Source organism: Mediterraneibacter faecis, from assembly GCF_055383675.1.
This window is the reverse complement of sequence record NZ_AP043803.1, coordinates 1,626,691-1,641,949: the sequence shown is the minus strand read 5'-3', so window position 1 is coordinate 1,641,949 and position 15,259 is coordinate 1,626,691. Positions and strand designations below refer to the sequence as shown.

The window sequence follows — 15,259 nt, the reverse complement described above, 5'->3', positions numbered from 1 at the left end:
CAGATACTTAAATGTACCTATTTTCTATTCTTCTTAGAATGAACATTTCTGATAGATTTCTTCTTATTTTTCCCTTCAACTCTTCCTCTGTGTTCAGAATTGTTTTGTCTTTTCTGACCATTCGAACCTTTTGATCCTTTTTTCGGTTCCTTTCTGCCGGCTTTTTTATCATTTCCTGAACCACGCATCTGTCTCGGTCTCACAAGACATTTCGGTCCGAATCCGATCAGATCAGATCTTCCTGCTTTATGAAGTGCTTCAATCACCAGATCATACAGCTCCGGATTACGATATTGGATCAACGCTCTCTGCATTGCCTTCTCATGCGGACTCTTCGGAACATAAACCTTCTGCATCGTTCTCGGATCTACCCCGGTATAATACATACAGGTGGAAAGAGTTGATGGTGTCGGATAGAAATCCTGCACCTGCTCCGGCATATAGCCAAGATCACGACAGTACTCTGCAAGTTCTACTGCTTCCTTCAGAGTAGAACCAGGGTGGGAGGACATCAGATACGGAACCAGATACTGTTCTTTCCCGATTCTCTCATTCATCTTATAAAACTGTCTTGTAAACTCTTCATAGACTTTGTGCTCCGGTTTTCCCATCAGAGACAGGACAGGCCCTGCCACATGCTCCGGTGCTACCTTCAACTGTCCACTGACATGATATTCACACAACTCTCTTAAAAACTCCTGCTTCTTATCTGCGAGCAGATAATCAAAGCGGATTCCTGAACGGATAAACACCTTCTTAACTTTTGGAATATCTCTCAACTTTCTCAACAGACTGACATAATCTCTGTGATCTGCGTCCAGATTCTTACACGGGGACGGGAACAGACACTGACGCGTTTTACAAACGCCATGCTCCATCTGCTTTTTGCAGGATGGATGCCGGAAATTTGCTGTCGGACCGCCAACATCATGAATATATCCTTTAAAGTCCTTATCTTTTGTAATTTCTTTTGCTTCTTCAATCAGAGATTCATGACTTCTCACCTGGACAATTCTTCCCTGATGGAACGTCAATGCACAAAAACTGCATCCTCCAAAACATCCTCTGTTGCTGATCAGACTGAATTTAATCTCCTTGATTGCAGGAACTCCGCCTTTTGCCTCGTAAGACGGATGGTAAGTCCTCTGATAAGGAAGGGAGTAAACATCATCCATCTCCATCTGTGTCAGTGGTGTTGCCGGCGGATTCTGTACTACATACAGATGTTCAGAATACGGTTCTACAAGACGTTTTCCGTTAAATGCATCCGTATTCAGATACTGTGTGTAAAAGCTGCGGGCATAATTCATCTTGTCCGCTTTGAGGTCTTCAAAGGACGGAAGGATTTCCGCATCATAAATACTGTCTAATGATTTCGTTTTTACAACCGTACCGGCTATATACGTGATATCCTCAACCGGTATCCCGGCATCCAGTGCTTCTGCAAGCTCTACGATTGAATGTTCGCCCATTCCATAAGAAATCACATCTGCACCCGAATCGAGCAGTACAGAACGTTTCAGCTTGTCTGACCAGTAATCATAGTGTGCCATTCTTCGAAGACTTGCTTCGATACCGCCCAAAATGATCGGTGTCTTTTTATAAGTCTGACGAATCAGATTTCCATATACTACGCAGGCATAGTCCGGTCGTTTTCCCATCTCGCCGCCCGGTGTATAGGCGTCTGTCTTTCTTCTCTTTTTGGATACAGAATAATGATTTACCATAGAATCCATATTTCCTGCAGAGACAAGAAATCCAAGTCTTGGTTCTCCGAACACCTGCACGCTCTCCGGCTTACGCCAGTCCGGCTGTGCAATAATCCCAACACGATATCCTCTGGATTCCAGAAGACGTGTAATGATTGCGTGACCAAAAGATGGATGATCGACATAGGCATCTCCTGATACATAGACAAAATCTACCTGATCCCATCCTCTCTCTTTCATCTCTTCTCTGGTAATTGGTAAAAAATTTCCTTTCATGCTTTCTCCCTGTTTAACGTAATAATGAACAGTCACGCAATACTTCCAGTTCCTGTCCTGTTAATTCTCGATATTCTCCTAATGCAAGCCGCGGATCAAGTACAAGGCTTCCCATCTGCAGGCGTTTCAGATAAATAACCTCTTTTCCGACTACATGGAACATTCGTTTCACCTGATGAAACTTTCCCTCTCTGATTGTCAGTCGAATTTCAGAAATCTCTTCACTTTTCAGAATTTCCAGATGAGCCGGAAGTGTCGGTCTCTCTTCCCCGATTTCAAGTCCTTCTGCAAATCTTCTCACATCTTCTTCCGTAACTTTTCCATCGATTCTGGCGAAATAGACTTTATCTACATGCTTCTTCGGTGACAAAAGCTGATGTGCGAGTTCGCCATCATTTGTGATCAGTAAAAGTCCCTCTGTGTCTTTATCTAATCTTCCGACAGGAAAGAGATCCTTTCTCTGCTTTTCATCAATCAAATCTAATACAGTACTGTCATTTTTATCTTCCGTTGCAGAAACCACCCCGGCTGGCTTATTTAACATGTAATATTCATATTCTGCATAAGCAACCATCTGTCCCTGGCAAAACACATGATCTTTTTCGGTGTCAATCTTGATCTCCGGACGTTTTACTGTCTCTTCATTAACTCGAACCTGTCCTTTTGTGATTACTTTCTTCACTTCTGTACGTGTTCCGATTCCCATGTCTGCCAGATATTTATCCAGTCTCAGTTTCATGAGTTCCACCGCCATCCCGGAAGGTACTTATTCTTAAGCATCTGATTCACAAGCTTTCCAAAACCAAGCGGATATCCATCCACACAGATCAGATACCATCCCTTGTCTTTCGGCTTCACAAGATCCTCCACATCCAAAGTCTCGCCTTTCAGATATTTCATAACGCGTTCGTCTTCTAATGGAAGATCGATCACCTGATCATATTCTTCCTTTTTCAGATTCATCGCCAGTGCCTGACTCGGCTCAAAACGATTCTTCTTCAGTTCACCCATCAGTAGGCCTGTTCTTAAGAAACGGATTCCACGAAGTGTCGGAAGTCCTTCCGGCATATAATACACTTTCTCTCCACGCAGATCCATGCGAGAGGAATCGAATTTTCGATCAATATGACCAAGAAATTCTTCCAATTCTTCCGGAAGCTTCTTGTTCTTCCCACTCTCCGGAAGTCTCTTTCCTTCTTCCTGTTTTTCGCCCTTTTGAAGAAGTGCGAGGAAATGTCCTTCTCCCTTCATACGATGAGGGAAAATACGAACCGTCTTTTCAAGTTCCGGATTCTTGCTTTCTGTCACCTGCGGCATTCCATCTGCAAATCCTTCGTAACCTTCCATCTCACAGATCTTAAATTCCGGGTATTCCTGAAGCAGATATTCAATCGTCTGTTCATTCTCTTCCGGTGAAAATGTACAGGTGGAATAAAGCAGCATTCCACCCGGGCGCAGCATCTGGGCCGCCTGTGTCACAATGCTTCTCTGGATCTTTGAAAAAAACTCCGGTCCGTGTTCTTCCCATGCTTTCACCATCTTTTTCTCTTTACGAAACATGCCTTCCCCGGAACAAGGTGCGTCGATCAAAATCTTATCAAAATACTCTGGGAAATAAGAAACAAGCTTTCCAGGCTCTTCACTTAAGATGAGCACGTTTCCGATTCCAAATAATTCAAGATTCTTCAAAAGTCCCTTCGCTCTGGAACTGCTCAGATCATTCGCAGCCAGTACACCGGTTCCTCCAAGCTTTGCCCCAAGTTCTGTGGCCTTGCCTCCAGGTGCTGCACAGACATCAAGCACACGGTCTCCCGGCTCTACCGGAAGACGATCTGCCGGTGTCATGGCACTTGGCTCCTGCAGATAATAAAGTCCTGCGAAATAATATGGATGTTTCGACGGCTGGATATTATCTCCGTCATAATAGAATCCATTATGGATCCACGGAACCGGCTCTAACGGCCAAGGTGCGATCTTCAGGAAATCTTCCACAGAAATCTTCGCTGTGTTCACGCGCAGACCATAGTGACGCGGTTCATCATAACATGCCGTATATGCTTCATATTCAGAACCAAGAAGATCCTTCATTTTCTCTTCAAATACTTTTGGTAAATTCATATTTATTGTTTGCTCCTTTGCAATATCAAGATCAAAATACTTTACATTTAACTATATCATATTTCCATAGCTCCGGTATAGTTTCTTTTTTCTTTTCATAGAATATTTTTGTAAAAGGAGGTTTCCTATGCTTCTGGCTCTCGTACTGCTTTCATTGTTTTTTACGATGCTACTCTTTCCTGAAACTGTATTCCAGGGAGCTTGTGATGGCCTGCTTCTCTGGTATCAGATTCTGATACCGACCCTTTTTCCTTATCTTATTGTCACAGGACTTTTGTTGAAAACAGATGGTGCTGCTGTTGTCTCCCGTCTGCTTTTCCGTCCTCTCCATCTGCTCTTTGGAACTTCCTTCTATGGAAGTTTCGCCGTTCTGTCCGGCTTTTTATGCGGTTATCCAATGGGTGCAAAAATCATTGCCGACCTTCTTCTTCAAGGAAAAATTTCTCTTGAAGAAGCTTCTTACCTGCTGTCCTTCTGTAATAATGCAAGTCCATCTTTCATTATTACTTTTCTTGTTTTAAATACAATTCATCAGAAAGCTTTCTGCATTCCCGCTTTACTGCTTCTTTTCGGAACTATGATCCTATTAAGCTTTCTTCAACGAATTCTAAGACATTTCATCAAGAATAAAGATTGGATTTTCCCGGAAATGTCCGAAGTTTTCACACAGGAGAATTCCATTTTTTCAAAACCACTGACGCACAAAATGAATTTTCCCGTGTTAGAATCTTGTATCCTGAACAGTTCAGAAACGCTTGTAAAAGTCGGAGGTTACCTGATGATCTTTTCTGTACTTCTTGCATTATTGGAACTTCTGCCAATTCGTTCACCTGGTTTTCTTCTCCTGAAATCTTCTCTTGAGATGACAAACGGAGTTCTTCTCCTGTCTCAAAGTCTTTCCCACCCCCAGGTTCTTTATCCGTTGCTTCTCGCACTTACCTCTTTTGGTGGATGGTGTTCCGTTGCCCAGACACAATCCATGATTGCCGGTACAGGACTTAAACTTTCTTCTTATATAATACAAAAACTGACCGCCGCACTGGCAGTCAGTCTTTTGACATTTCTCTATCTGAAATTTTTATAATACAATGTAATGACTACCTCAGGTCTCCCTGTCCATTCTCATCATAATATCCGTCATCGGATGGAACTTCAAGTTCTGAACGGTTAGAGCGAACTGTATCGTAGCACTCCTGTAAAGAATTGATCAATCCGTCATACTTTGTTGTATAACTGTCCAAAGTATGTCCGATAATGCTTTCTGCATTTGCAAGAAGATCATCTGTATACTGGATCGCACCAACACGGATTGTATTTGCATCCATTGTTGCGTTATCAAGAATCTCCTGTGCCTGTGCTGTTGCCTGAGTTACGATCTCATTTGCCTGAGCATATGCCTGCTGCATGATCTCATGCTCACTGACAAGCTCTGTTGTCTGAACCTGTGCTTCCTCGATCATTGCATCTGCTTTTGCCTTTGCATCAGCAAGAATCGCATCTCTGTTCGCAATAATCTTCTGATAACGTTTGATCTCATCCGGTGTCTTCATACGAAGTTCGCGAAGTAATTCATCCAGATGCTCCTTATTTACAATAATCTTTGTTGTAGACAACGGCTGAAACTTACAATCTCTGTCTATATATTCTTCAATTTCTTCAATGATCTGTTCAATACGGCTGCTCATTGTTACACTCTCCTTTTTTCTTTCATCTTTTCTCTGAGTGCGATCTCGACGGCTTCCGGCACAAACTGTGATACGTCTCCCCCAAAAGCGGCAATCTCCCGCACTGTAGTCGAACTTAAGTAAGAATATTCTATACTTGTTGTCAGAAACATGGTCTCTATATCAGGCTTCATCCTCTGATTCGTCTGCGACATCTGCAGCTCATATTCAAAATCGGTAATCGCACGTAATCCCCTGATAACCACATCTGCACCTATCTGTTCCGCAAAGTCTACCAGCAATCCATCAAATGGTATAATCTCAACATTCGGCAGATCTTTCGTCACTTCCTTTAACATTTTAACACGTTCTTCTACAGAAAACAACGGCATTTTTGCTTTATTATTCAGTACTCCGACAATTAATTTGTCTACGATTTTACAAGATCTGCAAATGATATCATAATGTCCACGGGTAACGGGGTCAAAACTTCCCGGATAAATTGCTTTTAACATACTTCTTCCTTTCCGGCTTTCTCAATAAATACATGCTTGTTTGTCTTATATCTCTTCTCTTTGATCAAAGAATATCCCAATTCTGGAAGATATCCAAAATCTGTATCTAACGAAGCTTCTACGATGATCACCGTATCTTCATAGATCAGATCCGATCCTGCAAGGTATTCCAGAACTCTTTTCTCAAATCCCATATTATACGGTGGATCCATGAATACAAAGTCAAAAACCTTTTCACCTTCCAACTGATATAATGCGTTCATCACATCCTTTGTCAGTGTAAGTCCCTTCTTCTCCAGACGTGTGAATTTCAAATTCTCCTTGACACATTCCATCGCCTTAGGATTTTTCTCTACAAATACTGCTTCTTTTGCTCCCCTGCTGAGAGCCTCTATTCCGATTCCGCCACTTCCTGCAAACAAATCAAGGAAAATACAGTCATACATCTGCGGACTTATCATATTAAACAAAGTCTCTTTGATCCGGTCCGTTGTCGGTCTTGTCTCTATCCCCTCAAGAGTCTTCAGTTTTAGGCTTCTTGCGCTTCCTGCAATTACTCTCAAATATCGACACCTCCTGTCATTAACTATGGTGAATTTTAGCAGAAAAAAGCACCCGGGTCAATGCCGAGTGCTTTTCTCTTTTTCATTTCTTGTGTTCTTTTTACTGTACATGACAGTTTTTGAACCGCTTTTCTGTCTGATGCAGACCGCTTCTGCAGACGATTTTTCTTCGCCTGTTACTTTTCTGCCATCTGCTTCTCCTGCTGTTCAATCATCTTTTTAACCATATAACCGCCGACAGAACCATTCTGTTTTGATGTGAGGTCTCCATTGTAGCCATCTGTTAACGGAACTCCCAACTCGGATGCTACTTCGTACTTGAACTTGTTCATAGCTCCTTTCGCCTCAGGTACTGCTGTTTTGTTAGATGAACGACTTGCCATGATCTTTTTCCTCCTTTTGCATTTTGTAACTTTACTATTTAGCTTTGTTACACTGTTAGTATGTGGAGGAAAATTAATTTTAAACTGGTAACTTCTGGCAATCACTGATGCAGCCAGATTGCTCCATTGCTATACAATTGCTGTAATCCGCAAACATCACAATGTTGTTTCCAGCATGATCTCATCCAGTTTTATCCGTAAATGTTCTTTCAATTTGCGATGCTCAGGGAATTCCAGTTCCGGATCGTCCAAAAGAAGTCTGTCTGCCTCTTCACTTGCGTTTTGAAGCAGCTTTGCATCTTGAAATACATCGGCAACTTTAAAATCAAGCACGCCACTCTGCCGGATTCCAAAAAGATCCCCCGGACCACGCAGTCGGAGATCTTCACTTGCAATAAAGAAACCATCATTTGAATGATTCAGGATATCTAACCGTTCCTTCGTTTCTTTTGATTTCGATGCTGTCATGAAAATGCAATAGGACTGATACTTTCCACGACCAACCCTTCCTCTCAACTGATGAAGCTGCGCCAGCCCGAAACGTTCTGCATTTTCGATCATGATCACTGTTGCATTCGGCACATCAATTCCCACTTCAACAACTGTTGTTGAAACAAGCACCTGGATTTCATTTTTTCCAAATGCATTCATCACTTCATCTTTCTCTTTTTCCTTCATCTTTCCATGCAGAAAGCTGACATTGATTGAATCTCCCAACGTTTCTGAAAGCATCTCGCAATAATCGATAACATTTTCCGCTTCCATTGCTTCACTTTCTTCAACCATCGGACAGATCACATAGCACTGACGTCCTTGTGCTACCTGTTTTCTTATGAATTCATAGGCCTTCGGACGGTATCCTGTATCCACAACACAGTTTTTGATCGGAAGACGGTTCTTCGGGAGCTCATCGATCACAGAAATATCCAGATCACCATAAAGAATAATTCCAAGTGTTCTCGGGATCGGTGTCGCACTCATTACGAGAATGTGTGGCAGGTTTCCTTTACCTGCAAGCATTTCTCTTTGTTTTACGCCAAAACGATGCTGTTCATCCGTCACCACAAGTGCCAGATTGTGATAGATTGCTTTCTCCTGTATCAATGCGTGTGTTCCTATAATAATTGATGATTCCCCACTCTCAATCCGGGCATAAGCTTCTCTCTTTTCTTTTGCTTTCATAGATCCGGTCAAAAGTTCTGCCCGCAGTGGGATCTGATACTGTTCCAACATGTCTTTGATATTTTCAAAATGCTGTCTTGCAAGTACCTCTGTCGGTGCCATTAACGCTCCCTGATAGCCGTTCAATCCTGCAAACAGTAATCCAAGAACTGCTACGATTGTTTTACCTGATCCAACATCTCCCTGAACAAGTCTGGACATGACATATTGACTTTTCATGTCTTTCTGCATATCATCCCATACCCGCAGCTGTGCAGCCGTCAGTTCATACGGCAGTTGTCTCAGGAATTCGCTGATTTGAGGCTGATCTTCAAAATGGAATCCGTTCTTCATCCTGTCCTGTGTATTTTTAATCTGGCGCAGAGAAAGAATAAAAACAAGAAATTCCTCAAAAACAAATCGTTGTCTTGCCGCAAGAAATGCTTCTTTATTCTCCGGGAAATGCATCTCCCGCACAGATTGTTCATAAGGCCGGAAATGATATTTCTTCGTAAATTCATCCGGAAGAAAGTCATCCTGTTCCCGCACCTGTTCTAATGCCTGACGTAGTGCTTTGATTACTGCATTGTTTGTCAGACCTGCTGTCAATCCATAAACAGGCTGCATGGTGTTGATTTTTTCCTGATAACGAACTGCCGGATCGTAAATCTCCGGATGTTCCATCACAAGGGAATCTCTTTTCTTCACAACCCTGCCGCGAAGAACAACTGCTCCTTTTCGCCCAAGTGTATTTCTTAAAAACGGCATTCGAAACCAGATTACCTTTATTGTTCCTGTCAGATCCTTTAAATATGCAGTCGTGATCTGTCTTCCTTTTCCCGGAGAAACCTGTACACGCCCAAAAACACTGCCACAGATCGTGCAGACTTTGCCTTCCTCCACTTCACTGATCGGAACCGGTTCTCCAAAAATCTCATACCCTCTCGGATAATAATGAATCAAGTCATCCACTGTGTAAACTCCGATTTTTTCGAAGAGCTTCTCCGTTTTTTCGCCCACACCTTTGATTGTTCCAACTCCTGATTTTTTACTCATTTATGTCTGTCTCCTAAACAAAATAACCGGAACACTTTTCCCAAATGTCCCGGTCTGTTCCTGATTTTATTACAGTACTGCTGTTCTGTCTCTTTACTGACAGTTCTCCTTATTCAACAGAAAGTACATAATAGTAGATTGGCTGTCCACCGGAATGTACATCAACATCTACATCCGGATATAAATCTTCAATCTCCTGTGCAAAGTTCTCTGCACTCTCCTCCTGTACATCCTGACCATAATACAGACTGATCAGCTCTGTGTCTTCATCCACCAGCTGTGCAAGCATCTCTTTTGTTGTCTCTTCCACAGACTGTCCGACAGCAAGAATTCCACTGTCTCCGATTCCCATGATATCTCCCTCATGGATCTCTTTGTCATCAATGTGTGTATCACGGACTGCATAAGTAACCTGTCCTGTCTTCACATTTCCAATTCCTTCGATCATTGCTTCCAGATTCGTCTGTGCGTCTGCATCCGGCATATAGTTAATAATCGCAGTAATTCCCTGCGGAACTGTCTTGGAAGGTACTACAATAATATCCTTATCCTCTGTCAGTGTCTGCGCCTGATTGGCAGCAAGAATAATGTTCTTGTTGTTCGGAAGGATAAAGATATGTTCTGCGTTCACCTGATCGATCGCATTGAGCATGTCTTCTGTACTTGGATTCATTGTCTGACCGCCTTCAATAATATAGTCAGCACCAAGCTCACGGAAAATCTCATTCATTCCTTCTCCGATAGAAACTGCAATAAATCCGACTTCTTTGCGCGGCTCCGCCTTTTTCGCTTCAGCCTGCTGTGCAGCCAGCTTCTCCGCATCTTTGATCAATCTCTCCTGATGCTCTTCTCTCATATTATCAATCTTCATACGTGAGAGCTGTCCGTATGTCAGCGCTCTCTGGATTGCAAGTCCCGGATCATTCGTGTGTACGTGGATCTTAACAATATCATCATCCGCTACACATACGATAGAATCTCCGATAGACTCCAGATATGCTTTGAACTCTGTCTCATCTTTCGCTGTGAATTCTTTTTCCAGCATGATGATAAACTCTGTACAATATCCGAATTTAATCTCTGTTTCTGCCTGTTCAGAAGGCTTCACCATCTTTGTGCCGGCACTTGCCTCGATTGCAGAATAATCAATCTCTTTTCCCTGGAATGCATCGTATGCACCACGCATTACTTCCAGAAGTCCCTGTCCACCGGAATCTACTACGCCTGCTTCTTTTAATACCGGAAGCATCTCCGGTGTCTTTTCAAGGACTTCCTGCGCATAGTTGATCACTTCTGAAATAAATGTATCCAGATCTTCTGTTGTCTCTGCAAGCTCTGCCGCTTTCTGGGATGCTCCCTTTGCTACAGTAAGAATTGTTCCTTCCTTCGGCTTCATAACAGCCTTATAAGCAGTTGCAGTTGCACGTTCACATGCCTTCGCAAGTGTAATTGTGTCAATCTCTTTATGTTCCCTGATCTCCTTTGTAAAGCCACGAAGAAGCTGGGATAAGATAACTCCGGAGTTACCTCTTGCTCCACGAAGAGAGCCTGAAGAAATTGCTTTTGCAATCGCCACCATATCAGGATTCTCCAGCGCCTTTACTTCTTTTGCCGCTGACAGGATCGTCAGTGTCATATTTGTTCCTGTATCACCATCCGGCACCGGAAATACGTTCAATTCATTAATGAACTCCTTCTTTGCCTCAAGATTCGCTGCTCCCGCAAGAAACATCTTCTGAAGCAATTCGGTGTTTATCGTTTTAACAGCCACAATTGTTCCTCCTTAATCTATCACTCTGACACCTTCAACGAAGATGTTGATCTTATCTACTTTCATACCAGTAAATTCTTCTACCTTATATTTTACATTATTCATAAGGTTGTCAGAAACTGAAAGAATATTCACTCCATAGGAAACGATCACATGAAAATCAAGCGTAATTACATTATCTTCTGTGATCTCAACATGAATTCCCCTTGTCAGGCTTTCTCTTTTCAAAAGATGCACAAGGCCATCTTTCATATTAACTGCTGCCATTCCTACTATGCCAAAGCACTCAATTGCCATTGAGCCTGCATATTTTGCAATGACTTCAGGATTGATTGTAATGATTCCAAGATCTGTACTCATACTTCCCTTCATCATATATTCCCTCCAATTCTATAGGTTCTTTCCATATATAACATGACTATTATACTATTACTTTTTGTTTTTTACAATACAGTTTTGATTTTTTTAAAATAACACTTGCATTACTCGAAAGTTTCTGATAGAATATCATTGTTATGAGTCTAAAAGACCAGTTTAGATTGTTAGGAGGTGCAGTCATGGCTAAATGTGCTATTTGTGAAAAGGGTGCTCATTTTGGAAACAATGTAAGCCACTCTCATAGAAGATCACCAAAAATGTGGAAATCAAATGTGAAGTCTGTAAGAGTTAAGACAGAGGGCGGTTCTCAGAAAATGTACGTTTGTACTTCTTGCCTGAGATCAGGACTCGTTGAGCGTGCTTAATTCTCGTTTGATGATTCAATATGACACGGTATAAAGAACTTTATCTGTTTATTCGGATAAAGTTCTTTTTTTATCTGCAGAACAAACAATATGCCAGTACAATACCGGTAATTGCGATCACAGTTCCCCATAAGACATCAGAAAGCAGCATCATGACGATCATTCCTGCTGCAAACCAAAACAATGCAAATCCAAAAACTTTCTTCACAATACTGCTCCCAATATTTTCTATATTCTAGTAACTATTTTATTCTGCATCCAGAATATCTGCTACATCTTCTTCTGTTAATTTTTCATCTTTTGATGTAAAACGGTCTACCACATCAGGTACCATATCCAAAAGTTTTGTAATTGTATCCTGATTCTTGATATTCACAAGTTTCGTCTTTCCATCCTGAATAACGATCACAGCACTCGGTGTGATCTTTCCACCAATTCCACCGCCTGCTCTGTCTTTCTTTTCAGCGTTAAAAGAACCTGCTCCAATACCAAAAGAGACATCTACCAATGGAAGAATGATTGTTCCATTGATATGGATCGCATCTCCGACAACTGTCTTTGATGAAACAACGCTGTCCATTCCCTGAAAGAGTGATTCTACTGTTTCTTTAAATTTGTTTCCGTCTGCCATAATCCTGACTCCTCTCATTTTATATATTTTCTAATGTGTTTGTAGGTAATCTTCACATCTTTATTCCAGAATAGCTTCCATGCAGGAACAGCAAAGTAAATAACCCGGATCTTCCCTTCTGCAGATGCATTTCCCTCCAGCTTTCGTTCTTCAAAATCCGGCTGAATCTGAACATACTCACCAATCAGTCCGTAAATGCTCCCCAGAAAAGCTAACATATATCCTGTCCAGGAAGGATCACTGAATCCAAATGTAACATTCGCCTGAAGCTTTTTAGGCTTCAGAACATGTAACAGATGGCATAATTCTTTCTTCACTGCCTCGAATGCCCGTTGATGTTTCTCGTAAGTTAAAAAAGCGGTCAGAAATTCTTTTTTCTCTCCTGCTTTTTTTATAGTACCACAGAGTTTCTGAAATGTATATTTGATTTTTTTCAATTTAGATTCCGTCTGTACGTTTTCGGACCTGCGCTCCTCTCGAACTTTCGTCTTTTCTGTCCCTGATTCTTTTTCTATCCCTGGCTCTTTTTCTATCTTTGTCCCTTTTTCTGATGCTTTCGCAATTTTCACATCTTTTTCCGGTGGATTATTCTTTACTTCCGTCTTCTTACCTTCCAAAGGTTCTTTTTCCAACGGCTCAGAAACCACCGGCTTCTCTGACGTTTCCTTTTGTTCCTCTTCCGAACTGTCAAATTTCTTCCAGGCAAGACGAAGCTTCCACTTTAATTCTCCATGTTCATAAGACGCTGATCCGGAAATCAGATGAAACAGCCAACTGACCTTTCCATATGCCACAAGGGTATCAAGTGTATTCTCCCCTTTTGCAGAAAATCTGTATTTCACCGGATAAAACAAGATTGTTAAAATCAGTAAGAGTAAAATTACGAGCAAAAAAAGAAGAATCCATCCAATTATTTTCAGTATAAGAAACAGGATATGTATCATACGCTTCGAATCTCCTTTTTCTCAAACTCTTCCTGACGATCCAAAAGGAACTTTCTCAAGTTTACCTCTCCCGTCTTCTCATATGCTTCTTCCGCAATCCTTTCGATCAGACTCAATGCGCCATCATACCCATTCGCAATTCCAACAATAAATAAAGATGCATTGTCAAATATATGTTGCTTTAAAAGAAGCGACGAATAATATTCTAAATGGTTCTGCTTTCCCTGTGAAAGCGTAATTACATAGACAGAAGGCTGCAGTTTATTTTTCTGCAATTTTTTTATTAATTTCAGTTTTTTCTCTTCCCAGCCTTCGCTGACATATAAATCACAGAAAAATTTTGTCTGCATCTTTTCTCCTCCCATTAGTTGTAATAGGCGTCTAAAATATCCCCGGCGATTGCCACTGCTTTTCCGCTGGAACTTCCATCCGAACCTTCTGTGATCACACTGATTACCAGATCCGGATTATCCACATTTGTAAATCCCATAAACCAGGAATGTGTCTTTTCTCCATCTGACATACTGTACTCTGCTGTTCCCGTTTTTCCTGCAGCAGTATAGGATCTTCCTTTTAAGACAGATCCTGTTCCTTCCTCTACAACAGCTGTCATATACTCTTTCAATTGTGCAGCTTCATCCGATGTCATGACCTTCTTATAACTTTTCGGAACATTCTTTCGTATCTGGGAGCCCGTATAATTCGTCACACTTTCCACAAGATATGGCTGCATCATGGTTCCACCGTTCGCCACTGCCTCGGCAATCAGTGCCATATGATATGGACTTACGGTTGTCTTTCCCTGTCCCATTGCCGTCATCATTACTTCTCCCTCACTGGAATTCTGATCCAGTGCAAAAGAGCTCTTCGCTGCATTCAGTACACCCGGAAGCGATTTATTGAACAATAAATCTTCCGCCGTCTGACGGTATTGCGTCAGATCCAGGCCAAGACCAATATTGGCAAAAGATGAATTACAGGAATTTGCAAAGGAACTTCTCAGATCCTCTGAGCCATGTGCATTTCCATTAAAGCAGTGAATTGTAATATCTCCCTGTGAAATCTCTCCATTACAATCATATGTATAATTCGGATAATCACTGTTCTGACGCATAAAAGCAAGTGTTGTAACCACTTTAAACGTCGATCCTGGAGCATAAGATCCTTGTGTCACACGATTCAACAGCGGACTGTTTTCTTCATCTGAATTCAATTCTGACCAGTCACTTAAAATATTATTCGGATCATATGCCGGTTTGGAAACCATGGCGAGAATCTTTCCCGTACTCGCCTCCATTACGATTGCCGCACCTTTGTTTGATCCAAGCGCATCATAAGCCGCCTGCTGCAGATTTGCATCCAATGTTGTTACAACTGTATCTCCTCGATTCTTCTTTTCACTGAATTCATTCTGCAGTTTTTCAAGAAAGAATGCATTTGATGTCAGAAGCTCAAAATTCTCTACCGATTCCAGGCCCGTAGTTCCAAGTTTGGAATCACTGTATCCGATCACATGAGCAAACACTTCTCCATAAGGATACTCTCTCGTCTCTGATCCATCATCCCCAACGGCTGTCTGTGCAAGCACATTTCCATTCTTATCAACAATGCTTCCTCGTATAATCGTATCTGCATAAGCATCCTGTCTTTGATTATATGGACTGTTCACTACAAGTTTTGCCCGCACGACCATAAAATATACAAGATATCCCATCAACGCGATAA

General features: G+C 41.7%; 17 protein-coding genes. 2 read left to right on the top strand and 15 right to left on the bottom strand.

All coding sequences use genetic code 11. The annotated features are described in order from the left end of the window. Positions 1-17 precede the first annotated feature (17 nt). From ACZ47Z_RS07730 to ACZ47Z_RS07720, 3 genes are read right to left on the bottom strand one after another with little or no spacing between them, the layout of a single operon-like run. Positions 18-1,985 (bottom strand): YgiQ family radical SAM protein, encoded by a 1,968-nt coding sequence (locus tag ACZ47Z_RS07730; protein WP_464526033.1) that lies wholly within the window; start codon positions 1,983-1,985, stop codon positions 18-20. Between the two features lie 13 nt (positions 1,986-1,998). Further along, positions 1,999-2,724, bottom strand: a complete 726-nt coding sequence (locus ACZ47Z_RS07725; protein ID WP_464526032.1) for a pseudouridine synthase — start codon at positions 2,722-2,724, stop codon at positions 1,999-2,001. Continuing rightward, on the bottom strand, positions 2,721-4,103 hold the full coding sequence (locus ACZ47Z_RS07720; protein ID WP_020436634.1) for an RsmF rRNA methyltransferase first C-terminal domain-containing protein: 1,383 nt from the start codon (positions 4,101-4,103) through the stop codon (positions 2,721-2,723). The genes ACZ47Z_RS07725 and ACZ47Z_RS07720 overlap by 4 nt, the downstream gene beginning before the upstream one ends. Positions 4,104-4,230: 127 nt before the next feature. Between ACZ47Z_RS07720 and ACZ47Z_RS07715 the strand changes: the two genes are divergently transcribed. Further along, positions 4,231-5,187 (top strand): hypothetical protein, encoded by a 957-nt coding sequence (locus ACZ47Z_RS07715; protein ID WP_054751190.1) that lies wholly within the window; start codon positions 4,231-4,233, stop codon positions 5,185-5,187. 13 nt (positions 5,188-5,200) lie between these two features. On the opposite strand, the gene ACZ47Z_RS07710 is transcribed toward ACZ47Z_RS07715, so the two are convergent. The 7 genes from ACZ47Z_RS07710 to ACZ47Z_RS07680 all read right to left on the bottom strand — a co-directional run bounded on the left by ACZ47Z_RS07710 (position 5,201) and on the right by ACZ47Z_RS07680 (position 11,588). Then, positions 5,201-5,788: an ATP synthase subunit B family protein gene (locus tag ACZ47Z_RS07710; protein WP_015529166.1), complete on the bottom strand. Its 588-nt coding sequence runs from the start codon at positions 5,786-5,788 to the stop codon at positions 5,201-5,203. Positions 5,789-5,790: 2 nt separating this feature from the next. Then, entirely contained in the window at positions 5,791-6,282 is a 492-nt protein-coding gene (gene coaD, locus ACZ47Z_RS07705) for a pantetheine-phosphate adenylyltransferase (RefSeq protein WP_015529165.1), read from the bottom strand. After that, complete coding sequence (gene rsmD / locus ACZ47Z_RS07700; protein WP_081016831.1) at positions 6,276-6,872, bottom strand: 16S rRNA (guanine(966)-N(2))-methyltransferase RsmD; 597 nt, start codon at positions 6,870-6,872, stop codon at positions 6,276-6,278. The genes coaD and rsmD overlap by 7 nt, the downstream gene beginning before the upstream one ends. A 149-nt stretch (positions 6,873-7,021) precedes the next feature. Continuing rightward, the gene (locus ACZ47Z_RS07695; protein WP_015529164.1) at positions 7,022-7,228 is read right to left on the bottom strand and encodes an alpha/beta-type small acid-soluble spore protein; all 207 of its coding nucleotides are present in this window, start codon (positions 7,226-7,228) and stop codon (positions 7,022-7,024) included. A gap of 156 nt (positions 7,229-7,384) precedes the next feature. Further along, positions 7,385-9,445, bottom strand: coding sequence for an ATP-dependent DNA helicase RecG (gene recG / locus ACZ47Z_RS07690; RefSeq protein WP_464526031.1), 2,061 nt, complete (start codon positions 9,443-9,445; stop codon positions 7,385-7,387). 109 nt (positions 9,446-9,554) lie between these two features. Next, positions 9,555-11,216 carry a DAK2 domain-containing protein gene (locus tag ACZ47Z_RS07685; RefSeq protein WP_054751188.1) on the bottom strand — a complete coding sequence of 554 codons (1,662 nt, stop codon included), beginning with the start codon at positions 11,214-11,216 and terminating at the stop codon, positions 9,555-9,557. Between the two features lie 12 nt (positions 11,217-11,228). Then, a complete protein-coding gene (locus ACZ47Z_RS07680; protein WP_015529162.1) occupies positions 11,229-11,588 on the bottom strand; it encodes an Asp23/Gls24 family envelope stress response protein in 360 nt (119 codons plus the stop codon). A 185-nt stretch (positions 11,589-11,773) separates the two neighbouring features. Between ACZ47Z_RS07680 and rpmB the strand changes: the two genes are divergently transcribed. Continuing rightward, a complete protein-coding gene (gene rpmB / locus ACZ47Z_RS07675; protein ID WP_015529161.1) occupies positions 11,774-11,959 on the top strand; it encodes a 50S ribosomal protein L28 in 186 nt (61 codons plus the stop codon). Between the two features lie 70 nt (positions 11,960-12,029). On the opposite strand, the gene ACZ47Z_RS07670 is transcribed toward rpmB, so the two are convergent. The 5 genes from ACZ47Z_RS07670 to ACZ47Z_RS07650 are packed head-to-tail and all read right to left on the bottom strand — an operon-like array spanning position 12,030 to position 15,248. Further along, complete coding sequence (locus ACZ47Z_RS07670; protein ID WP_020436619.1) at positions 12,030-12,167, bottom strand: hypothetical protein; 138 nt, start codon at positions 12,165-12,167, stop codon at positions 12,030-12,032. 39 nt (positions 12,168-12,206) lie between these two features. Beyond that, a complete protein-coding gene (locus tag ACZ47Z_RS07665; RefSeq protein WP_015529160.1) occupies positions 12,207-12,590 on the bottom strand; it encodes a GerW family sporulation protein in 384 nt (127 codons plus the stop codon). Positions 12,591-12,604: 14 nt separating this feature from the next. Then, the gene (locus tag ACZ47Z_RS07660) at positions 12,605-13,534 is read right to left on the bottom strand and encodes a DUF2953 domain-containing protein (RefSeq protein ID WP_464526030.1); all 930 of its coding nucleotides are present in this window, start codon (positions 13,532-13,534) and stop codon (positions 12,605-12,607) included. Further along, entirely contained in the window at positions 13,531-13,884 is a 354-nt protein-coding gene (locus ACZ47Z_RS07655) for a hypothetical protein (RefSeq protein ID WP_020436616.1), read from the bottom strand. The genes ACZ47Z_RS07660 and ACZ47Z_RS07655 overlap by 4 nt, the downstream gene beginning before the upstream one ends. Positions 13,885-13,898: 14 nt before the next feature. Next, positions 13,899-15,248 carry a peptidoglycan D,D-transpeptidase FtsI family protein gene (locus ACZ47Z_RS07650; protein ID WP_227165219.1) on the bottom strand — a complete coding sequence of 450 codons (1,350 nt, stop codon included), beginning with the start codon at positions 15,246-15,248 and terminating at the stop codon, positions 13,899-13,901. Positions 15,249-15,259 lie beyond the last annotated feature (11 nt).